This is a genomic window from Klebsiella sp. CN_Kp091 (genome assembly GCF_040065095.1).
Taxonomy (GTDB): Bacteria; Pseudomonadota; Gammaproteobacteria; order Enterobacterales; family Enterobacteriaceae; genus Klebsiella; species Klebsiella aerogenes.
The window spans coordinates 739,809-760,382 of record NZ_JBEAIO010000049.1 but is presented as its reverse complement, the minus strand read 5'-3'; the positions used below and the strand labels follow the sequence as shown (position 1 = coordinate 760,382).

General features: G+C 54.6%; 19 protein-coding genes and 1 pseudogene. 9 read left to right on the top strand and 11 right to left on the bottom strand.

Annotated elements, in window-relative coordinates:
• Positions 1-10 precede the first annotated feature (10 nt).
• Genes ABLV17_RS24230 through ABLV17_RS24220 form a run of 3 tightly spaced genes read left to right on the top strand, consistent with a single transcriptional unit; the run spans position 11 to position 2,707 of the window.
• Positions 11-931, top strand: coding sequence for an ABC transporter permease (locus ABLV17_RS24230; RefSeq protein WP_308958654.1), 921 nt, complete (start codon positions 11-13; stop codon positions 929-931).
• 1 nt (position 932) lies between these two features.
• Complete coding sequence (locus ABLV17_RS24225) at positions 933-1,793, top strand: ABC transporter permease (protein ID WP_087859443.1); 861 nt, start codon at positions 933-935, stop codon at positions 1,791-1,793.
• A complete protein-coding gene (locus ABLV17_RS24220; RefSeq protein WP_308958655.1) occupies positions 1,790-2,707 on the top strand; it encodes an ROK family protein in 918 nt (305 codons plus the stop codon). The genes ABLV17_RS24225 and ABLV17_RS24220 overlap by 4 nt, the downstream gene beginning before the upstream one ends.
• Positions 2,708-3,110: 403 nt before the next feature.
• Here the strand turns inward: ABLV17_RS24220 and ABLV17_RS24215 are convergent, their stop codons facing one another.
• Positions 3,111-3,554 (bottom strand): GNAT family N-acetyltransferase, encoded by a 444-nt coding sequence (locus ABLV17_RS24215; protein WP_045397472.1) that lies wholly within the window; start codon positions 3,552-3,554, stop codon positions 3,111-3,113.
• 180 nt (positions 3,555-3,734) lie between these two features.
• On the opposite strand from ABLV17_RS24215, the gene zntB reads away from it, so the two are divergent.
• From zntB to dbpA, 3 genes are all read left to right on the top strand, one after another.
• A complete protein-coding gene (gene zntB / locus ABLV17_RS24210) occupies positions 3,735-4,718 on the top strand; it encodes a zinc transporter ZntB (RefSeq protein ID WP_045397470.1) in 984 nt (327 codons plus the stop codon).
• A 278-nt stretch (positions 4,719-4,996) separates the two neighbouring features.
• Complete coding sequence (locus tag ABLV17_RS24205; protein WP_087859447.1) at positions 4,997-5,188, top strand: hypothetical protein; 192 nt, start codon at positions 4,997-4,999, stop codon at positions 5,186-5,188.
• 14 nt (positions 5,189-5,202) lie between these two features.
• The gene (dbpA, locus tag ABLV17_RS24200) at positions 5,203-6,576 is read left to right on the top strand and encodes an ATP-dependent RNA helicase DbpA (RefSeq protein WP_087859635.1); all 1,374 of its coding nucleotides are present in this window, start codon (positions 5,203-5,205) and stop codon (positions 6,574-6,576) included.
• Positions 6,577-6,623: 47 nt separating this feature from the next.
• Here dbpA and ttcA read toward each other — a convergent pair whose 3' ends face one another.
• The 7 genes and pseudogenes from ttcA to nifJ all read right to left on the bottom strand — a co-directional run bounded on the left by ttcA (position 6,624) and on the right by nifJ (position 14,448).
• The gene (gene ttcA / locus ABLV17_RS24195; protein WP_032711785.1) at positions 6,624-7,559 is read right to left on the bottom strand and encodes a tRNA 2-thiocytidine(32) synthetase TtcA; all 936 of its coding nucleotides are present in this window, start codon (positions 7,557-7,559) and stop codon (positions 6,624-6,626) included.
• A 48-nt stretch (positions 7,560-7,607) separates the two neighbouring features.
• Positions 7,608-7,877, bottom strand: a pseudogene (locus ABLV17_RS24190) (tyrosine-type recombinase/integrase); the annotation flags it as partial.
• 35 nt (positions 7,878-7,912) lie between these two features.
• A complete protein-coding gene (locus ABLV17_RS24185; RefSeq protein ID WP_113373209.1) occupies positions 7,913-8,248 on the bottom strand; it encodes a HigA family addiction module antitoxin in 336 nt (111 codons plus the stop codon).
• A 58-nt stretch (positions 8,249-8,306) separates the two neighbouring features.
• Positions 8,307-8,603 (bottom strand): type II toxin-antitoxin system RelE/ParE family toxin, encoded by a 297-nt coding sequence (locus tag ABLV17_RS24180; protein WP_113373210.1) that lies wholly within the window; start codon positions 8,601-8,603, stop codon positions 8,307-8,309.
• 235 nt (positions 8,604-8,838) lie between these two features.
• Positions 8,839-9,273, bottom strand: a complete 435-nt coding sequence (gene uspF / locus ABLV17_RS24175) for a universal stress protein UspF (RefSeq protein ID WP_015366316.1) — start codon at positions 9,271-9,273, stop codon at positions 8,839-8,841.
• Positions 9,274-9,417: 144 nt separating this feature from the next.
• The gene (gene ompC / locus ABLV17_RS24170; RefSeq protein WP_087859449.1) at positions 9,418-10,560 is read right to left on the bottom strand and encodes a porin OmpC; all 1,143 of its coding nucleotides are present in this window, start codon (positions 10,558-10,560) and stop codon (positions 9,418-9,420) included.
• A gap of 360 nt (positions 10,561-10,920) precedes the next feature.
• Positions 10,921-14,448, bottom strand: coding sequence for a pyruvate:ferredoxin (flavodoxin) oxidoreductase (nifJ, locus tag ABLV17_RS24165; RefSeq protein ID WP_308958656.1), 3,528 nt, complete (start codon positions 14,446-14,448; stop codon positions 10,921-10,923).
• Between the two features lie 655 nt (positions 14,449-15,103).
• Between nifJ and ABLV17_RS24160 the strand changes: the two genes are divergently transcribed.
• Entirely contained in the window at positions 15,104-15,370 is a 267-nt protein-coding gene (locus ABLV17_RS24160) for a DUF333 domain-containing protein (RefSeq protein WP_032711780.1), read from the top strand.
• Positions 15,371-15,386: 16 nt separating this feature from the next.
• On the opposite strand, the gene hslJ is transcribed toward ABLV17_RS24160, so the two are convergent.
• The 3 genes from hslJ to ABLV17_RS24145 form a co-directional block, all read right to left on the bottom strand.
• A complete protein-coding gene (gene hslJ / locus ABLV17_RS24155) occupies positions 15,387-15,809 on the bottom strand; it encodes a heat shock protein HslJ (protein WP_087859451.1) in 423 nt (140 codons plus the stop codon).
• A gap of 125 nt (positions 15,810-15,934) precedes the next feature.
• Complete coding sequence (locus tag ABLV17_RS24150) at positions 15,935-16,924, bottom strand: 2-hydroxyacid dehydrogenase (protein WP_015366323.1); 990 nt, start codon at positions 16,922-16,924, stop codon at positions 15,935-15,937.
• 146 nt (positions 16,925-17,070) lie between these two features.
• Positions 17,071-17,571: a DedA family protein gene (locus ABLV17_RS24145; RefSeq protein WP_087859452.1), complete on the bottom strand. Its 501-nt coding sequence runs from the start codon at positions 17,569-17,571 to the stop codon at positions 17,071-17,073.
• 186 nt (positions 17,572-17,757) lie between these two features.
• Between ABLV17_RS24145 and ABLV17_RS24140 the strand changes: the two genes are divergently transcribed.
• Positions 17,758-20,391: a YdbH family protein gene (locus ABLV17_RS24140; protein WP_271032665.1), complete on the top strand. Its 2,634-nt coding sequence runs from the start codon at positions 17,758-17,760 to the stop codon at positions 20,389-20,391.
• A complete protein-coding gene (locus ABLV17_RS24135; protein ID WP_015366326.1) occupies positions 20,388-20,573 on the top strand; it encodes a YnbE family lipoprotein in 186 nt (61 codons plus the stop codon). The genes ABLV17_RS24140 and ABLV17_RS24135 overlap by 4 nt, the downstream gene beginning before the upstream one ends.
• Position 20,574: the final 1 nt, after the last annotated feature.

The window sequence follows — 20,574 nt, the reverse complement described above, 5'->3', positions numbered from 1 at the left end:
TGGAGTTGTTATGAAAGCTTATGTGATTAAAAAACTGCTTTCTTTGCCGCTGATCCTACTGGGGGCATCGCTGATTGTCTTTATGGCGATCAGAATGCTCCCCGGTGACCCGGCCCGCCTGATGGCCGGGCCGCAGGCCACCCAGGATGATGTCAGCCGTATGCATACGCGCCTCGGTCTGGACGATCCGCTGGCGGTGCAGTATGGCCATTTCGTTAGCGGAATGCTGAAGGGTGATTTTGGCACTTCGCTGAAGTCCGGCCAGCCGGTCTCCGCCGAAATGAGCGAGCGGGTTCCTTATACTTTAGGCCTGGCGCTGCTGGCGTGGATGATGGCGGTGATCCTCGGCATTCCAATGGGAATGTGCGCGGCGATTTACCGCAATCATGTGGCCGACCATGTGCTGATGCTGGTGGCGATTGCCGGCGCGTCGATAGCCAATTTCTGGCTAGCGCTGATCGCCATGGATACCTTTTCCGTGAAGCTGGGTTGGCTGCCGCTACTGGGCGCCGAAGGCTGGAAAAGCTATATCCTGCCGTCGGTTTGCCTGGGGATTTTCCCGATGGCGGTGATGTCGCGGATGACCCGCTCGAGTATGGTTGACGTATTAGGAGAGGATTACATCCGCACCGCGCGGGCCAAAGGGCTGGCGCCGTTTCAGGTCTATTTCAAGCATGCGCTGCGCAATGCGCTGATCCCCATCGTGACGATTATCGCACTGAACTTCGGCAGCCTGATCGGCGGCGCGGTGGTGACCGAGTCGGTGTTTAACTGGCCTGGGATAGGCCGCTATCTGGTGGATTCGGTACGCTATCGCGATTACCCCGTCATCCAGGGAGTGACGATGATTACGGTGGCAAGCGTGGTGGTGACGAACCTGGTTGGCGAGATGATTATCGCCAGAATCAATCCGAAAATAAGGTTTGACTGATATGTCGGAAATTTCACTCGCCAAATCGCGCAGCGGCGTTCTCAGCGGCCTGCGTTGGGGGATGGAGCATCCCTCGCTGACCCTTGGCGGCATCATCGTCGCCTTAATCCTGGTATGTGCGCTCTTCGCGCCGTGGTTAAGCCACTACGATCCCTATGCGCAGGACCTGCTGAATATTCTCTCCGCGCCGTCGGCCGACCACTGGCTGGGCACCGATGACTATGGCCGCGATATCTTTTCCCGCACCATTTACGGCGCCAGGATCTCGCTGATTGAAGTGGTGGTCAGCGTGGCGCTGTCGCTACTGATGGGGCTGCCTCTGGGCATTATCGCCGCCCTGTGCGGTAAAAGTGTCGACCACCTGATTATGTGGGTGATGGATGTCATTTTCGCTTTTCCCGGCATCGTGCTGGCTATCCTGCTGGTCAGCGTCCTCGGCGCAGGGTTGATGAATATGCTGTTGGCGATCGCTATCTTCTCGGTGCCGGTTTACGCGCGTCTCAGCCGTAACCTTACCTTGGGCATCAAGAATATGGAGTACATGGAAGCGGCGCGGGCGCTGGGGATTGGCTACCGCCGACAGATAATTCACTACATTCTGCGTAATACCCTGGGGCCGATTACCGTGCAGGCGACATTGACCGGCGGCTCGGTGATCCTCGCCGCGGCTTCGCTCTCCTTCCTCGGCATGGGCGTGCAACCGCCGATGCCGGAGTGGGGGACAATGATGAGCGACGGGCGTAACTTCCTTGGCATCAGCCTGGGAATTTCGCTATGGCCGGGACTGGCTATTGTCTTTTCGGTATTGGGCTTCAACCTGTTGGGAGATGGCCTGCGTGATTTAATGGATTCGCGCCTATGAGTAACAGCGTGCTGTGTCTGGATATTGGCGGCTCCTTTATTAAAAGCGCGGTTTCTCCAGCGCCGGGGAAACTGGTTATGCCGCGCCAGCGGGCGATGCCGCTAAGCTCCTGGCCCGACTTCGTTTGCGCCGTGCAGGAGATTATCGCGCAATATGACGATGCGATTAGTGAACAGAGTCCACTGGCGCTCTCCTGCGCCGGAGTGGTGGATGTCGCCAATGACCGTATTCTGTCGAGCAACATTCCGCCGTTCGCCGGTATTGATATTACCCAATCGCTGCAGGCTGAGTTTGGGCGTCCGGTGACGATGGCCAACGATGCGGACTGTTTTACCTTAGCCGAGGCGCGTTTCGGCGCGGCAAAAGATCTGCCGGTGGTGTTGGGCGTGATCCTCGGCAGCGGGATCGGCGGTGGGATTGCCATCAACGGTAACATCCTCTACGGCAATCAGGGAATCGGCGCCGAGTGGGGGCACGGACCCATTACGCGTACTCATCTACGGGGAATTGAGTTACCGCGGTTAACCTGCGGCTGCGGACAGCAGGGCTGCCTCGATACGCTCGGCGGGGCAAAAGGGATGCAGCGGCTGCATCAACTGCTCAACGGCCAGGCGCTGAGCAGCGTCGAGATCGTAACGCGAGGCTTGGCGGGGGAAGAGACTGCGGCGTTCACCCTTGAAGTATGGCTTGATCTGGTGAGCGAACCGTTGGCCCATACGGTGAACATTCTCGGGCCGCATAAAATCGTCGCTGGCGGCGGGCTGGCGGGTGAAACGGCGTTGCTGGCGCGCCTTGATACAGCGTTGCGGGCAAAGATTCTGCTGAAGAGCGCTGAGCCACTACTGGTCGCCGGGCAATTTAGTCGCGAAGGGGGATTACTGGGGGCATCGGTGCTGGGCTGGGAAAAATTTTAGCCAGAAATGTGGCGAATTTGACGGAAGCTTCTAGGATTAGAGCCTATCCCAGTAGGCGTAATTGGCGCAGCCAGTTTGAACACGGACAGCGCGCAGAAACCGGAGCGTACACGTAGTACGTGAGGATTTCGAGCACTGCCCTGGTTCAAAATGGCAAGTAAAATAGCCCTAATGGGATAGGCTCTTAGTCTGCTTATAAAAATGGAGTAATAACCATGTGCACCAATTTACACGATAACGCCCGCCGCTATGCGGAAGAGAAAAAATGAACGCTTCCTGCTAATCCTGCCCTGCGCCCGCCCAGACGATGGCAAGGGTTAATACTGTGGATTAGCCGACGACTGATACGAACTAATAAGAACCCGCCAATGGCGGGTTCTCCCTTTCTGACGGCCTGAACAACTTACTTCAACATTTTGTTATAGACGTAAAAATCCGTATCACGTACGAAGCCGCTACGCTCGTATAACGCCTGCGCTTTAGTATTATCGGTTGCCGTGCTGAGCATAATAAATGCGGAATCACTCTCTTTTGCCAGTTGTTCGGCACGGGCAATCAGCTGCTGCGCTACGCCGTGCTGGCGGGCAGACTCATCAACGTACAGATCGTAAAGCAACCAGATGCGCTTCATTTCCAGCGAGCAGAACAGGGGATAGAGCTGGGTAAAGCCCACCGCTTTGCCGTCCACTTCTGCGAAGAAAATGACCGACTCATTCAGTTGCAGGCGCTTAAGGATGAACTCCCGCGCCTGAACGAGATTTTCTTCGACCTGATAGAAACGACGATAGGCGAGATACAGCGGCAGGACGGTATCGACATCCTGGGGCTGGGCTTGATAAATATTCATACTAAAACCTCATTACAATTACGGATGTAATTGTAATACAAATATGATCAGCTGTCGCCAAACGCGCTATGCTGCCTACTTGTTAGGCGATTGCGACGATTGCAGGAGGCGAAATTCAGCCGAATAGCGTACCTTATGGATTATTCACGCTTTTTACAGGCATGCATTAATGGAGGTTCAGTGGACGCGATTAAGGGCTCGGAGCTGAAAGTGCCGGACGCCATCTTTGCATGGGTGCTCGACGGGCAGGGCGGCGTAAAGCCGCTGGCTGATAACGATAATATCGATAAGAGCAATCCCTGCTGGCTACATCTCAATTATACCCATACCGACAGCGCCGACTGGTTAGCCGCCACGCCGCTGTTGCCGAATAACGTTCGTGACGCGCTGGCCGGGGAAAGCACTCGTCCGCGGGTGACGCGCATCGGCGATGGCGCGCTGATTACCCTGCGTTGTATCAACGGCAGCACCGATGAACGCCCCGATCAACTGGTGGCGATGCGTCTGTATATGGACGAGCGGCTGATTGTCTCTACCCGTCAGCGCAAGGTGCTGGCGCTGGATGACGTGCTGGGCGATCTGCAGGAGGGCAACGGGCCGACGGATTGCGGCAGCTGGCTGGTGGAAATCTGCGATGCGTTGACCGATCACGCCAGCGAGTTTATCGAACAGCTGCATGACCGGATTATCGACCTTGAAGATGACCTGCTCGACCAGCAGGTGCCGCCGCGCGGATTTCTGGCGCTGCTGCGTAAGCAGCTCATCGTGATGCGCCGCTATATGGCTCCCCAGCGCGATGTCTACGCCCGTCTTGCCAGTGAGCGCTTGCCGTGGATGAGTGACGATCACCGTCGCCGGATGCAGGATATTGCCGACCGCCTTGGCCGCGGCCTTGATGAGATTGACAGCTGTATTGCCCGTACGGCAATCATGAGCGATGAAATCGCGCAGATTATGCAGGAGTCGCTGTCGCGACGGACTTACACGATGTCGTTGATGGCGATGGTTTTTTTGCCCAGCACCTTCCTGACCGGGCTGTTTGGCGTCAACCTTGGCGGTATCCCGGGTAACAGCTGGCATCTTGGTTTTTCGATATTTTGCGTAATGTTAGTCGTTCTAATCGGTGGTGTTACCTGGTGGTTACATCGTAGTAAATGGTTGTAAGAAATTGTCTTTTCAGGCGATTTTGCCGCTGAAACCCCGGCAATATTTGAGCGAAATCAATAAACCATCTACCCATTCAGGGCAATATCTCTCTCGCAGGTGAATGCAACGTCAAGCGATGGGCGTTGCGCTCCATATTGTCTTACTTCCTTTTTTGAATTACTGCATAGCACAATTGATTCGTACGACGCCGACTTCATTGAGTCGGCTTTTTTTTTGCCCTCTGCCAGCTAACTTCTACGCTTAAAGAATAGTCCTGTAAATAGAGGGGATAAACTATGCGTAACCTGGCGCTTTCCTTGCAGTCGATACCCATCGGCCCTGAGCCCAACGACCCGGTGCCCGTACCCGATCCGCGGCCCCGTCCGCACCCGCTTCCCGACCCGCCGCCGGACGATGATCCGATTAAATTGTCGCATCAAGAGCGGAGATCTGCGAGGATACGCGCCTGCAGATTGTCCGCCCTTTAATGCGAGAAAACATTGTGACCGCTTTTTCAACACTGAACCTTTTGCCCGAAGCTCAACTGAACAACCTTAACGAACTGGGATACCACGCGATGACGCCGGTGCAGGCCGCCGCATTGCCGGCTATCCTGGCCGGGAAGGATGTGCGCGTACAGGCGAAAACTGGCAGCGGTAAAACGGCGGCCTTTGGTCTGGGATTGCTACAGCACGTTGACGCCGGTCTGTTCCAGACCCAATCACTGGTGCTGTGCCCGACCCGCGAACTGGCGGATCAGGTCGCTGGCGAACTGCGTCGCCTGGCGCGCTTTTTGCCAAATATTAAAGTATTAACCCTCTGCGGCGGCCAGCCTTTCGGCGCCCAGCGCGATTCCTTACAGCACGCGCCGCATATTATTGTCGCCACGCCTGGCCGCCTGCTTGACCACCTGCAGAAGGGGACCGTATCGCTGGATGCGCTGCAGACGCTGGTTATGGATGAAGCCGATCGTATGCTCGATATGGGCTTCAGCGATGCTATTGATGAAGTGATTCGTTATGCGCCAGCTTCGCGCCAGACCTTACTGTTCTCCGCGACCTGGCCGGAAGCTATCGCCGCCATCAGCGGTCGGGTGCAGCGGGATCCGCAGACGATTGAAATCGATAGCGTTGATGCGCTGCCGTCTATTGAACAGCAGTTCTTCGACGTTTCGCAAAGCGGTAAAATCAAGCTGCTGCAAAAATTGCTCAGCCAGCATCAGCCGGCTTCCTGCGTGGTATTTTGTAATACTAAGCGCGACTGTCAGGCGGTATGCGATGCGTTGAATGCTGCCGGCCAGAGCGCGCTGTCGCTGCATGGCGACCTGGAGCAGCGTGACCGCGATCAGACGTTGGTGCGTTTTGCCAACGGTAGCGCGCGCGTACTGGTGGCGACCGACGTTGCGGCGCGCGGCCTGGATATCAAATCGCTGGAGCTGGTGGTTAACTTTGAACTGGCGTGGGATCCTGAAGTTCACGTTCACCGTATCGGGCGAACCGCTCGCGCAGGTGAAAGCGGCCTGGCGATTAGTTTCTGCGCGCCGGAAGAGGCGCAGCGCGCTAACATTCTTGCTGAAATGCTGCAGATCAAACTCAACTGGGTTAACGCGCCGGCGGGTAATAATATTGCGCCGCTGCAGGCGGAGATGGCGACCCTGTGTATTGATGGTGGTAAGAAGGCGAAAATGCGTCCGGGCGATGTGCTGGGGGCATTAACTGGCGATATGGGGTTTGATGGCGCCGATATCGGTAAGATCAACGTTCATCCCGCGCATGTTTATGTCGCTATTCGTCAGGGCGTGGCGCAAAAGGCCTATAAGCAGCTGCAAAACGGCAAGATCAAAGGCAAGTCCTGCCGCGTACGTTTGCTGAAGTAAGGACGGCAAGTGACGGTCTCCGGCGGTTGCCGGAGACGCGTTGCGTATTATTTTACTTCAACCACATTCAGACGCAGTTCATCTAACTGAGCGTCTTCTTCTTCCGGCTGCCAGCCCGCAGGCTGCAGCGGAATCTCTTCGCGGTCAAAGGCCAGATCGCCGCCGTCAACTACCGCAGAACCGTGTGTGATGGATTTAAAATCAAACAGATTGACGTCGCTCAGGTGCGACGGCACCACGTTCTGCATTGCGCTAAACATGGTTTCGATACGGCCAGGATAGCGTTTATCCCAATCGCGCAGCATATCGGCGATCACCTGACGCTGCAGGTTAGGCTGGGAGCCGCACAGGTTACAAGGAATAATCGGGAAGCCTTTGGCCTGCGAGAAGCGTTCGATATCTTTTTCGCGACAGTAGGCCAGCGGGCGGATAACGATATGTTTGCCGTCATCGCTCATCAGTTTCGGCGGCATACCTTTCATTTTGCCGCCGTAGAACATGTTGAGGAACAGCGTCTGCAGAATATCGTCGCGGTGATGGCCGAGCGCGATTTTGGTTGCGCCCAGTTCGGTCGCCGTACGGTAGAGAATGCCGCGACGCAGACGAGAACACAGTGAGCAAGTGGTTTTGCCTTCCGGGATTTTCTCTTTAACGATGCCGTAAGTGTTCTCTTCGACGATCTTGTACTCAACGCCCAGCTGTTCCAGATAGGCCGGCAGAATGTGTTCCGGGAAGCCCGGCTGTTTCTGATCGAGGTTAACGGCCACCAGCGAGAAAGAAATAGGCGCGCTTTTCTGCAGGCTACGCAGAATTTCCAGCATGGTATAGCTGTCTTTGCCGCCGGAAAGACAGACCATAATGCGGTCGCCATCTTCAATCATGTTGAAGTCGGCGATCGCCTCACCGACATTGCGGCGAAGACGTTTCTGCAGTTTGTCGATATTGTATTTTTCTTTCTTTGTAACTTGCTGATTATCTTGCATTATTAACGTTCTCTGAAACTAAAAGGGGCATATAGAGGGCAAAATGATTTAAAGCCCAAGCCGGGATTTCAGCATTGAAACCTGGTCGCCGTTCATCTCTTCAATCCATGTACTGTAAACTTCGTACACCATCTGCGTGTTTTCATGCCCCATCTGATTGGCTATAAAAGACGGGTTAGCGCCAGCCGACAGGAGCCAGCAAGCGAAAGTATGCCGCGTATGGTACGGATTCTTGCGGCGAATACCAGCGCGTTTTACTGCAGACTGCCAACGGCTTCCTGGACTGTTGTTTGAGTAGTGCGGTTTTTGCTCGCCATTATGAACTGCCCGCAATTAAGCGGGCTCGCGTGGAATCAGGCGACTTTCTTATCAGCTTTGCTGGCGATAAATTTGGAGACGGGAACAATGCGGCTAAATTCTTCCTGCGCGCGGGTGTCATTTTCAACCTCCCACAAATCCACCGCCGCCTGAAGGTTAAGCCAGAAATCAACGGTGGTATCGAAGGCTTTAGACAAGCGAAATGCCATATCAGTAGTGAGTTTGCGGTTGTTGTTAACTAATGCACTTACACTATTACGATGCACATGTATCATTTCCGCAAGTTGGTTGATTTTCAAATCTAGCGGCTCCAGGTATTCATACAGCAGGATGTCACCTACGGTAGTTGGTTTTCTGGTTGCCTGTTTCATAGTATTCCCTTGAGGTTTTTGAGTTTCAAAAGGAGCCAGCTGCAACTGGCATCCTTATTTAGTACTTGTGTGGATCCAGGTAAAGGTCTTCCGCTTTACCATCCACCCACTTAAATATTAAGCGGTACTGCTGGTTAATTCTGATTGACGAATAACCTTCCAATTTGCCGTTTAGCTCTTCATATCTATTGCCAGGTGGCGATCGTAAATCCAGATAGGTAGTGGCAGCATTGATGATATCGAGCTTGCGGGCTAGCGTGGTATGTATGTCTGGAGGAACTTTCTTATGTGGCGCCGAGTGTAAAAAAAATTCTTCCAACCATACATCACGGAAGCTACCTATGTGATTCTGCATTCCATTTAAGCCTCCCTGATCCTTTATGTGGATATTGTAATGCACTCACGCACAGTGCGCAAGTGCGTTTTAATCTTCTTCAGATTACAGGTTGAAAAGCAGATCACTTATTGTGAAGGAGCGTTTGCTGGTGGGGTTGTAGGTATTCCTGCAAAAGAACCATGCACCTCCGACATACTGAATATGTCACTCGAGAGGTAGAATGCGTAAAGCCCGCCGGGCGGCGGGCTTGCGATTACCTGACGACCAGCACCGAGCACTCGGCATGGCGCACCACCGCCGCGGCGTTAGAACCGAGCAGATAAGTGGTGATGTCCGGGCGATGTGAAGCGATAATGACCAGGTCGGCGGGCAGCGATTTAGCCAGCGCCAGAATCTTATCTTTTGGCGAGCCCTCGGCAACATGGAAATGCATTCTGTCTTCCGGAATGGCGAAGCCTTTTGCCAGCTCACGCAACTGTGCTTCCGATTCGGCGCGCAGTTCATCCATAGCCGGCAGTTCAGCGGTATAGGCCATACCCAGAGAGGCGTAGTAGGGTAGCGAAGGGATAACGGTGAGGAAATGCACCTGCGCGTCATCGACGCGTGCTTCGGATTCAACGTGGCGGATCACACGTTGAGTAAATTCTTTATCAGAAATATCGATGGGTACCAGAATCATTCTACTCATAAAACCTCCTGTTTTAATAACCACCAAAACAGTATGCCATCAGGATTGAGGTTCTACTACAGCGTGAATCACAAATTGGTACGACAACTGGCAATTTATTGTTGGTTTAAGTGAAGCGCCCGCCGTGAACGGCGGGCGCAAGCATTAGAACTGATATACCAGACCCAGTGCTACGATATTGTCGGTAGAAATACCGTTGTCTTTATAGAAGTCGTCATTGCCGTCGAGCAGGTTGATTTTGTAATCAACGTAGGTGGACATATTACGGTTGAAGTAATAGGTCGCGCCGACATCCATATATTTAACCAGATCTTGATCGGCATACTGACCTTTGTAAACCAGATCTTTACCTTTGGATTGCAGGTAGGAAATTGCCGGACGCAGGCCGAAATCGAACTGATACTGTGCGGTTACTTCAAAGTTCTGCGTTTTATTAGCAATGGTGCCGTTCTGATTGCCGTACGGCGTCATGTTACGGGTTTCTGAATACATGGTCGCCAGATAGATGTTGTTCGCATCATATTTCACGCCTGCGGTCCAGGCATCGGCTTTATCGCCGCCCGCGGTAGACTGATGGGTCTGTTCGTTGGTGCGGTCAGAAGAACTGTAGGCCGCGCCGAGGCTGACACCCATACCTAAATCATAGGTAGAGGAGATACCGAAACCGTCGCCGTTGGAGTTTTTCACGCTGCGGCCATCGCCGTTAGCGGTTCCTTCCTGGCTGGCGGAAGAATTAAATTCATGGCTGGCTTGGTTTTCGTTTTTACCCTGATACTGGAGCGCGAAGTTCAGTCCGTTAACCAGGCCGAAGAAATCGCTATTACGGTAAGTTGCGACACCGTTGGCGCGGCCGGTCATAAAGTTGTCGGACTGGGTATAAGAGTCGCCGCCGAACTCTGGCAGCATATCGGTCCAGGCTTCTACGTCGTACAGGACGCCGTAGTTACGGCCATAGTCGAATGAACCGTAGTCACCCGCTTTGATCCCGGCGAACGCCAGACGAGTCCACGCCTGATCGCCAGAGCTTTCGGTGTTGTTAGCCTGAACGTTGTATTCCCACTGACCATAGCCGGTGAGCATATCGTTAATTTGCGTTTCACCTTTAAAGCCGAAGCGCAGGTAGGTCTGATCGCCGTCTTTACTGGAGTCGCTGGAGAAATAATGTAAACCGTCTACCTTGCCGTAGAGATCTAATTTGTTGCCATCTTTATTATAAATTTCTGCCGCGTGAGCAGCGCCGGCAGCCAATAATGCCGGGATAACCAATGCCAGTACTTTTCTTTTCATTTGGATATTCCTTTAACTTTTTTGTTTTAACTTCCTGGGTGGAAGTACGGCCATGCTAAAGGAGCGCATTCTGATATGATAAGTATCAATTGTTACAATATAAGTAAATTCTAAAGCAAATAAATATACAGTAATGATAATTTCCAGCGTGAATGTTTGGGGTTGATATATATAAAATAAAAATTATACAATATAGGTTGAATATCGTATTCTGCCTGCGTTATATGCCTTTATTGTCATTGAGAATTTATATTATTGCCGTCTCATTCATATTGAATGATTAATTTGTCGGAAAATGACAAGCCCGAATAGATTTACTATTCGGGCTTTTTTTATAGCGCCAGATTTCCGTCAGCCGGTTTAGCTTTCGGTTGTCGGTTTCTCCGCTTTACCTGCCAACTGGGCCAGGAAGTCATAGCGTTTTTGTAGATCGGCGGCCGCGTCTTTCCACAACTGCTCGGCTACTTCCGGCTGCTGGGCGTTAAGGCGGCGGAAGCGTTGCTCGTTGAGCAGCGTCTCAGCCAGCGCGTCTGATGGCGGGCGTGAGTCCAGCGCCAACGGCAGCTTGCCTTCATCGGCGCGGCGCGGGTCGAAGCGATACAGCGGCCAGAAGCCGGTGGCCGTTAGCTGACGCATCTGGTCGTGGCTTAGCGCCAGGTCGTAACCGTGCTCCTCGCACGGGCTATAGGCGATAATCAACGAAGGACCCGGATAGGCTTCCGCTTCCTGAATGGCTTTCACCGTTTGGTTAAGCTGCGCGCCGAGCGAAATTTGCGCCACATAGACATGACCGTACATCATCATGCTCACGCCGAGATCTTTGCGTGCCTTACGTTTGCCGTGCTCGCCAAATTTGGTGACCGCGCCGAGCGGCGTCGCCTTCGATGCCTGCCCGCCGGTGTTGGAGTAACACTGGGTATCGAGTACCAGGATATTGACGTTTTCCGTCAGGCTCAGCACGTGGTCAAGGCCGCCAAAGCCAATATCATAGGCCCAGCCATCACCGCCGATAAGCCAGACCGACTTCTCGACTAACGCATCCGCATCGATGAGCAGCTCTTCGGCCCCGGCGACGCCCGTCAGCGCCTGACGCAGCTCGGCTACCTGTTCGCGGCGCGCTTCCGGCGTCGCTTGCGCATGTAGCGCGGTATTTAGTTCAGCCGGGAGTTTATCGGCAAATTCGCTCAACAACCGCATCACACGCTGGCGGTGTTGGTCGACGGTTAAGCGGAAGCCCAGACCGAATTCAGCGTTATCTTCAAACAACGAGTTGGCCCACGCCGGACCGCGACCGTTAGCATCAGTGGTATAAGGCGTTGAGGGGAGGTTGCCGCCGTAAATGGACGAACAACCGGTGGCGTTGGCAATCAACATCCGATCGCCATACAGCTGGGTCAACAGTTTGATATACGGCGTTTCGCCGCAGCCCGAGCAGGCGCCGGAGTATTCAAACAGCGGACTAATCAGCTGCGAGGTACGAATATCAATGCGCTCAAGTTTCGTGCGATCGATTTCCGGCAGGTTGAGGAAGTAATCGTAATTGACTTTCTCTTCTTCAACGTGCTCAAGGCGCGACATCATATTGATGGCCTTGATGTCCGGATTCTGGCGATCTTTCGCCGGACACACTTCAACGCACAGGTTGCAGCCGGTGCAATCTTCCGGCGCGACCTGCAGAACGTATTTCTGCCCGCGCATATCGCGGGATTTCACATCCAGCGAGTGCAGGCTGGATGGCGCGTTTTCCATTTCTTGCGGAGCGACCACTTTGGCGCGGATCGCCGAATGCGGACAGGCGGCGACGCAGTGGTTGCACTGGGTACACAGCTCTTCCTTCCAGATTGGGATCTCTTCGGCAATGTTGCGTTTTTCCCAACGGGTGGTGCCCATGGGCCAGGTACCATCTGGCGGCAGCGCGGAGACCGGCAGCGCATCGCCAAGACCGGCAAGCATCGCTGCGGTGACGGTTTTGACAAAGTCCGGCGCGGCATCGGAGACCACTGGCGGACGGTTGGGGCTACTGGCGTTAACCGGCTGCAGCGGCACTTCCGCCAGCGATTCGCGGGCCAGAGCCAGCGCCTGCCAGTTGCGTTCCACCAGCTCCTGGCCTTTGCTACTGTAGCTTTTGGCAATCGCGCCCTGTAGCTCGGCCAGCGCGCTGTCGCCCGGCAGGATTTGGGTTAAATGGAAAAAAGCCATCTGCATAACGGTGTTGATGCGCGCGCCAAGGCTGCACTCGCGGGCGATTTTCGCCGCGTTGACCACATAAAAACGTGCTTGCTTTTGATTCAGCGCGGCCTGTACTTCCTGTGGCAGGCGCGACCATACCTCATCAGCGCTGTAGGGCGTATTGAGCAAGAAAATGCCGCCGGGCTTCAACCGTTCGACCATCTGATATTTGTCGATAAATTGCAGCTGGTGGCAGCCGACGAAATCGGCCTGCGAGATAAGGTACGACGAACGGATCGGTTTTTCACTGACGCGTAGATGCGAGACGGTCAGGCCGCCGGCCTTCTTCGAGTCATAGACAAAATAGCCCTGTGAGAACCACGGCGTGGAATTGCCAATAATCTTGATATTGTTTTTGGTCGCAGAGACGCTACCGTCGCTGCCGAGGCCGTAAAACAGCGCTTCCAGCTTCGCTTCTGCCGGTAGCGTATTTTCCGCCAGCGGCAGCGAAAGGTTCGTCACATCATCGTAAATGCCAACGGTAAAGCGGGGTTTTGGCTGTGCGGCCTGTAATTCATTAAAGATAGCCAGCACGCATTCCGGGCCAAACTCTTTGGAGGAGAGGCCATAGCGGCCGCCAATAGTACGCGGTAGCGTTTCGCGCTCGCCGCGGTTGAAGGCTTCCGCCAGCGCGGTCATCACGTCGAGGTACAGCGGTTCGGCAAGCGCGCCGGGTTCTTTGGTGCGATCCAGTACGGCAACCGCGCGGGCGCTCTCCGGCAAGGCCTGCAGCAGATGCGCGGCGGAGAACGGCCGATAGAGGCGAACTTTCAGCACGCCGACTTTTTCCCCACGGCTCAGCAGTTCATCAACAACCTCTTCACAGGTACCGATAGCGGACCCCATGATGACAATAACCCGTTCCGCCTGCGGGTGGCCGTAAAATTCGAACGGTTTGTACTGACGACCGGTTGCGGCGGCGAAATCATTCATCGCCGTTTCTACGTGCTCATATACCGCGTCGTACCAAGGGTTGGTCGCTTCACGGGACTGGAAATAAGTGTCCGGGTTGGCTGATGTACCGCGAATGACCGGATGCTCCGGGTTAAGGGCGCGTTGGCGATGCTCGGCGATTTTATCCTGCGGCAGCAGGGAGCGAATGGTGTCATCCGCCAGCGGCGCGATTTTGTTGATTTCGTGCGAGGTGCGGAAACCATCGAAGAAATGAATAAACGGCACCCGGCTTTGCAGCGTGGCGATATGGGAAATCAGCGCGAAGTCCTGCGCTTCCTGGACGCTGCTGGCGCACAGCATCGCGCAGCCGGTCTGGCGCACGGCCATCACGTCGGAATGATCGCCGAAAATTGATAGTGCGTGAGTGGCGACGGTACGGGCGGCGACGTGCAGGACAAAGGGCATCAACTGGCCGGCCAGCTTGTATAGCGTTGGGATCATCAGCAGCAGGCCCTGCGATGACGTAAAGGAAGTGGAAAGGGCGCCGGTCTGCAGCGCGCCGTGCACGGCGCCGATAGCCCCGGCTTCCGACTGCATTTCGACCACGCGGGGGACGTCGCCCCAGACGTTTTTCAGCCCATCGCCAGACCAGGCATCGGCCTGCTCCGCCATCGTTGAACTGGGCGTAATCGGGTAGATGGCGATAACTTCACTCGTGCGAAACGCGACTGAAGCGACCGCGCCATTACCGTCAATCGTAATCATAAGAAGACACCCTTACATTGCGCAAAAAGAAGGGACTCGTGAAACGGCGACGAGTCCTGTTGTTATCTCCATATTTTAGCAAACGCCCGCCGCGACCATTTTCGCATTTGTGTCCTTGGGAATGTCCTTATCTATGTTTGGATCAATTTTTTGGCGGAAAAACAGAAAAGTGTCTGGCCAGAGGGCTCAAAAGGTAGTGACGGATACCGGCGATGCACCACTTAAATAAAGCAAAATATATTTTTAAATTTAATAGCTTTTAGCCAACCGGCAATCGCATGATATTTATTTGCTGCGGTGAATTCCCCTCTGCGGCGGAGCGTTCAGTTCAGTCTCCTGTTGGCGAAAATTAGCACGCGAATTAGTTCGAACTGGCTAATTCACCGGGAGGCACCCGGCACCGCAATCACCACCCGCAAACTATGCCGCCCGGTCGCTGCAAGCGTGATTTTTTCGTCGGGAAAATATTTCGGGCTGGGATAAAAGCCGCGCGGGGGCTGCGCTTTGCCTGACGAGATCAAGCTTTAAGCGGAAAATTTGCTAGAAAATGTTAATGAGGCGCATAAATACGTATTTCGCCTCTCGACGGCAGGCGCTGCGCTGCCTATTATTCTTGAGTTTGTTTATTCTAAGATGTTTCTGAAAGGGGGAGAGAATGCGAGCTGCGTTTTTAGTGGGGTGCGCTGCGTTATTACTGTCGGCTTGTAGCAACGAGCCGGTGCAACAAGCCACTGCGGCACACGTACCGCCCGGCATGCGCGCGGCGATGAGCGACAGCGGCCAGGCGAATTGCGCGATGGTTGGCGGTTCATTATCCGTTGCCCGCCAGCTTGATGGCAGCGCTATTGGTATGTGCGCGCTACCGAATGGTAAACGCTGCAGCGAGCAGGCATTAGCGGGCGGAAGCTGCGGAAACTACTAGTACGCAAGGCGTCTCGCTACATTAAATCGGCGAGTTTATACACCAGCGATTGGTCGGCGGTCGCCAGCGTGAGCTGATTCTCCGTCAGATCGACCTGCGCGCCATCGCGCAGCATTTTGCTGAGGGTATTATCCAGCGCGTTCCGCTGTGGATCCGCGCACAACTTACGCGTCATCGCCAGCTGTTCAACTTTTAGCTCGCCGTCTGACAGTTTGCCCTGGCCGCTGAAGCCGTTGCACATCGTGCCTGACACATACATTTTTTCGCCGAAGCTAATTTCCGGCGGCGGCGTCTGGCTTGCCGGTAGCGCCTGGCCGTTAACGCTGGTCAGCACAAAACGATGATGTTGTAGTTGTTCGGCGTTGGTAGAAACTTTGCTGTTGTATACGCAGCCCGATAGCAGCATGCCCGCCGCCAGCAGTGCAGCAAACTTATTCATTCGTACTCCAAAACATTTGTCATATCAATAAAACGAAAAACAGTGTAACTGTAATGCAGGCAGGATCTGTGGGGATTGTCTGAATGTGCCCCCCGCTAGCGGGGAGCACAAAAGGGGAAAGATACTTAGACCAGCGCGTTCGGGCAGGTTTCGCCTTTAGCAACCTGTTGCAGATTACCCAACGTTGTTTCGGAAATACCGATCAGCGCTTCAGCGGTCAGGAACGCCTGGTGACCGGTAAACAACACGTTGTGGCAGGCGGAGAGCCGGCGGAACACGTCATCCTGGATGACATCATTCGATTTATCTTCAAAGAACAGATCGCGTTCATTTTCATACACGTCCATTCCCAGCGCGCCGATTTTCTGATGTTTCAGCGCGTCGATAGCCGCTTGTGAATCGATAAGCGCGCCGCGGCTGGTATTAATGACCATCACGCCGTCTTTCATCTGATCGAATGCCGCCTGATTGAGCAGGTGATAGTTTTCGTTGGTAAGCGGGCAGTGCAGAGAGATGACGTCGGACTGCGCGTACAGGGTCGGCAGGTCGACATATTCAACGCCAAGATCCAGCGCCGCCGCGCTCGGATAGGGATCAAACGCCAGCAGGCGCATACCGAAACCTTTGAGGATCCGCAGCGTTGCGACGCCAATTTTGCCAGTGCCGATCACCCCTGCGGTTTTACCGTACATGGTGAAGCCGGTCAGCCCTTCTAGCGAGAAGTTGGCATCGCGGGTACGTTGATAGGCGCGGTGGATGCGACGGTTTAGCGACATCATCATACCGATGGCGTGTTCAGCAACGGCTTCCGGCGAGTAGGCCGGAACGCGCACGACGCGCAGGCCCAGCTCTTTAGCCGCGTCAAGATCGACGTTGTTAAACCCGGCGCAGCGCAGCGCGATGTATTTCACGCCGTGGGCTTTCAGCTCTTCCAGCACCGGGCGGCTGCCGTCGTCGTTAACGAAGATACATACCGCTTCACAACCGTTGGCCGTTTTCGCGGTCTTTTCGGTCAGCAGGAAGTCAAAAAATTCCAGTTCAAAGCCGTATGCGTCGTTAACATGCTGCAGATACTTTTTATCGTACTGCTTGGTACTATAAACAGCGATTTTCATAAGGCTTTCCTCTAGTGATAATACCGTCACGGTAGCATAATTAAAATAATCTTACAAATATTAAAAATTAGTTTAATCATCAGGTTATGATATTAATTCTAGAGCATATCGCAGTCTTAAGAAATCTCTTTAAAAGACAATACGTTTCACCAAAAACTGAGGCTGAATGCCCCCGGCGCCAGCAGGATAAATGGCCAGAGTAAACCCGATGCCACATTGGCAATCTGGAAACGCCATAGCGATGTACCGCTGGCGCCGGTGACCAGCGGTAACGTTGCGCGCAGCGGCGACAGAAAGCGGCCAAAGAATACTGCCCAACCGCCGTGACGGCGCAGGAATAGCTGGCTGCGCAGTACTCGCTCGGCACTGAGCCAGCGCAGACGCGGCAGATGATGCTGATAGCGACGGCCAATTTGCCATGAGAGCCAGAATCCGCCGATTGCGCCCAGGCTGGCGCTTAGCCACATTAGCAGGAAATGACCGATGCTGGTTGACGCCAGCGCCCCGAGCACCAGCAAACCGGAGGTGCCGGGGATCACAAAAGAGATGAGGGCGCAGGATTTACTGAACGTCAGTAGAAAAACAATCAGTAATACCAATGAATAGTGGCTCTGCGCGCGTTCGATCAGCGAGATAATGAGCTCCACGAAATAACGGCTCCTTATTACCTGTTTTTCCAAGTGTCGCAGGCACAATTTAAACGAAGACTAAATAGTTATTCAGCAGAAATGAGTGCGACTATCCTTAATCAGAACGTTAACTTTCACTCGCGGGTCGAACGTGCCACAATAGGCGCCTATCGGCTTATACTTAGAATCAGGATTTGACTGCCCATGAAGGGTAAATATAAAGCCGCTCTTGCGCTGTTATTAGCACTTATTTTGCTGCCGCTGGCCCTGTTGGCCACATTAACGCATTGGGTTCCGACGCTGGCGGGTATCTGGCTGCCGGTCGGGACGCGTATCTCGCTTGGTGAAAGTCCGCGCCTGACGCGCTCCTCGCTGGTCATCCCCGATCTACGCTACCTGGTGGGCGATTGCGAAATTGCTCGCGTCAGCAATGCGCGCCTTACCCGTCCCAGCCGTTGGCGGCTACACCTGAGTGAACTGGATATCAATAGCGCATGCCTGGCTAAGATCCCCGCCAGCGAGCCGCTCTCCGGCGCGCCGCGAACCCTCGCCGAGTGGCAATCGATGCTGCCGTATAGCTGGTTAACTATCGACAATCTGCGCCTGTCGCCGTGGGAAAAATGGCAAGGGAAACTGGTGATGTCGTTGACGCCTGGGCAGCAGGATATCGGCTATTCCGGCAAAGAGGTTACGCTACAGGCGAAACTGCGCGGCCAGACCTTAACGGTCAGCAATTTCAGCGCGCGGCTGGTGGAAGATCAGGCGCCGGTTAAGCTGGTCGGTGAATTCGAAATGCCGCTGGTGCCGGATGGCCTACCGGTCGATGGCCATCTGGTCAGCACCTTCGAATTCCCGCAAACGCCGGGTCTGGTGGATGCGGAACTGGAATGGCAGAAAAACCGCGGTCAGCTGCTGGTCACGCCGCGCGGCGAGGTTGAACCGATGCTCGACCTGCCGTGGGAGATAACCCCTGAACGTATCACCATCAGCGATGGGCGTTGGAACGCGGTGTATGCCGGCTATCCGCTTAGCGGGCGGGTTGCGCTATCGGTTGGCGACTGGCAGAAAGGCACCGAAGAGATGGAAATCAGCGGCCGGCTCAACGTGTTAACGCACGGCGAAGCGGGTAAGGGGAACGCCGTGTTGAATATTGGCCCTGGTAAGCTGAGTATGGACCACAGCGACATGCCGCTTAGCCTGACCGGCGAAGCCAAGCTCGACGACATGATTTTTTACGCTGTGCTGCCCGCTAAACTGAGCGGCCCGCTGATGACGCCAGAGCTGGCTTTTCATCCCGGGGCGCTGCTGCGCTCGCGCGGGAGGGTGATCGACTCGCTGAATATCGATGAGATCCGCCTGCCGTTGGCGGGGGTGAAAGTGACTCAGCAGGGAGTGGATGGCCGCCTGCAGGCGATACTGCGCGCCCATGAACAGGAAATGGGCGATTTTACTCTGCATCTGGATGGGCAGGCCGACAACTTTATGCCCGACCGCGGTCGCTGGTCGTGGCGTTATTGGGGCGATGGTCACTTTACGCCGATGCAGGCGCGCTGGGATGTGAAAGGCGCCGGTGAGTGGCGGGACAGCGCCATTATCCTTAACAGCCTGTCGACCGGGTTCGATAAGCTACAGTACGGCACCATGCTGGTCAGCACGCCGCGCCTGACCCTCGATAAACCCATTCACTGGCTGCGTAATGAGCAGCATCCGAAATTTAGCGGCGCGTTGTCGCTGGATGCCGGTAAAACCACCTTCAGCGGCGGCAGCGTGTTGCCGCCGTCAACGCTCAAATTTAATATTGATGGCCGCGATCCGACCTGGTTCCTGTTCAACGGCTCATTACACGCGGAGAAAATCGGCCCGATTCGTCTGACCGGGCGCTGGGACGGCGAACGCCTGCGTGGCCAGGCATGGTGGCCGAAACAGGCGCTAAGCGTATTCCAGCCGCTGATCCCGCCGGACTGGAAAATGACCCTGCGTGAAGGTGATATGTATGCGCAGGTAGCATTTTCCGCGGCCGCCGGGCAGGGCTTTGAGGCCGGTGGGCACGGGGTCTTAAAAGGCGGTAGCGCCTGGATGCCGGACAACCAGATCAACGGCGTCGACTTTGTTCTGCCGTTCCGCTTCAGCGGCGGGAGCTGGCAGCTCGGTACCCGCCGCCCGGTTTCGCTGCGCATTGGCGAAATCGTCAACCAGTTTACCGCCAAAAACCTGAGCGCCGATCTCCAGGGAACATGGCCCTGGAGCGAGCAGGATCCGCTGGAGTTGAGCAACGTCAATGTTGATATCCTTGGCGGCAAGCTGACCATGCAGCAGCTAAGGATGCCGCAGCACCAGCCGGCGCTGCTGCGTCTGCAGAATATCTCCAGTAGTGAATTAATCAGCGCCATCAAGGTAAAACAATTTGCGGTCTCTGGCGCGTTTAACGGCGCGTTACCGCTATGGCTGAACAACGAGAAATGGATCATTAAAGACGGCTGGTTTAGCAACCCCGGCCCGATGACCATGCGTCTGGATAAAGACACCGCCGATGCGCTGGTGGCCGATAATGTCTCCGCGGGCGCGGCGATTAACTGGCTGCGCTATATGGAGGTCTCGAAATCCTGGACGCGTATCAACCTTGATAATCTTGGCAAGCTGACGATGAGCGCGGCGATTAGCGGCACCAGTCGAGTGGACGGAAAAAGCAGCACCGTGCATTTAAACTATACCCATGAAGAGAATATTTTCGATCTGTGGCGCAGTTTGCGCTTCGGCGATAATTTGCAGGCATGGCTTGAGCAGAATGCGAAACTGCCCGCCCCGCGCTGTACGGATACATGTAAGGAACCAAAATGATAAAACTGTTCGCCGCGGCGCTGGCGACCCTGCTGCTGGCAGGCTGTACGCCGCGTATTGAAATCGCCGCGTCCAAGGAGCCAATCACCATCAATATGAATGTCAAAATTGAGCATGAGATTCATATTAAGGTGGATAAGGATGTCGAAAATTTGCTGAAGTCGCGTAGCGATCTGTTCTGAG

What these genes read in the sequence shown, in the direction of transcription:
- ABLV17_RS24150 (WP_015366323.1), bottom strand. Translation starts at nt 16,924, where the DNA reads ATGAAAATCGCTGTTTATAGTACCAAGCAGTACGATAAAAAGTATCTG.
- hslJ (WP_087859451.1), bottom strand. Translation starts at nt 15,809, where the DNA reads ATGAATAAGTTTGCTGCACTGCTGGCGGCGGGCATGCTGCTATCGGGC.
- ABLV17_RS24180 (WP_113373210.1), bottom strand. Translation starts at nt 8,603, where the DNA reads ATGCAGAATCACATAGGTAGCTTCCGTGATGTATGGTTGGAAGAATTT.
- ABLV17_RS24215 (WP_045397472.1), bottom strand. Translation starts at nt 3,554, where the DNA reads ATGAATATTTATCAAGCCCAGCCCCAGGATGTCGATACCGTCCTGCCG.
- ABLV17_RS24160 (WP_032711780.1), top strand. Translation starts at nt 15,104, where the DNA reads ATGCGAGCTGCGTTTTTAGTGGGGTGCGCTGCGTTATTACTGTCGGCT.
- ABLV17_RS24205 (WP_087859447.1), top strand. Translation starts at nt 4,997, where the DNA reads ATGCGTAACCTGGCGCTTTCCTTGCAGTCGATACCCATCGGCCCTGAG.
- nifJ (WP_308958656.1), bottom strand. Translation starts at nt 14,448, where the DNA reads ATGATTACGATTGACGGTAATGGCGCGGTCGCTTCAGTCGCGTTTCGC.
- ttcA (WP_032711785.1), bottom strand. Translation starts at nt 7,559, where the DNA reads ATGCAAGATAATCAGCAAGTTACAAAGAAAGAAAAATACAATATCGAC.
- uspF (WP_015366316.1), bottom strand. Translation starts at nt 9,273, where the DNA reads ATGAGTAGAATGATTCTGGTACCCATCGATATTTCTGATAAAGAATTT.
- ABLV17_RS24135 (WP_015366326.1), top strand. Translation starts at nt 20,388, where the DNA reads ATGATAAAACTGTTCGCCGCGGCGCTGGCGACCCTGCTGCTGGCAGGC.
- ABLV17_RS24140 (WP_271032665.1), top strand. Translation starts at nt 17,758, where the DNA reads ATGAAGGGTAAATATAAAGCCGCTCTTGCGCTGTTATTAGCACTTATT.
- ABLV17_RS24220 (WP_308958655.1), top strand. Translation starts at nt 1,790, where the DNA reads ATGAGTAACAGCGTGCTGTGTCTGGATATTGGCGGCTCCTTTATTAAA.
- ompC (WP_087859449.1), bottom strand. Translation starts at nt 10,560, where the DNA reads ATGAAAAGAAAAGTACTGGCATTGGTTATCCCGGCATTATTGGCTGCC.
- ABLV17_RS24225 (WP_087859443.1), top strand. Translation starts at nt 933, where the DNA reads ATGTCGGAAATTTCACTCGCCAAATCGCGCAGCGGCGTTCTCAGCGGC.
- ABLV17_RS24230 (WP_308958654.1), top strand. Translation starts at nt 11, where the DNA reads ATGAAAGCTTATGTGATTAAAAAACTGCTTTCTTTGCCGCTGATCCTA.
- ABLV17_RS24185 (WP_113373209.1), bottom strand. Translation starts at nt 8,248, where the DNA reads ATGAAACAGGCAACCAGAAAACCAACTACCGTAGGTGACATCCTGCTG.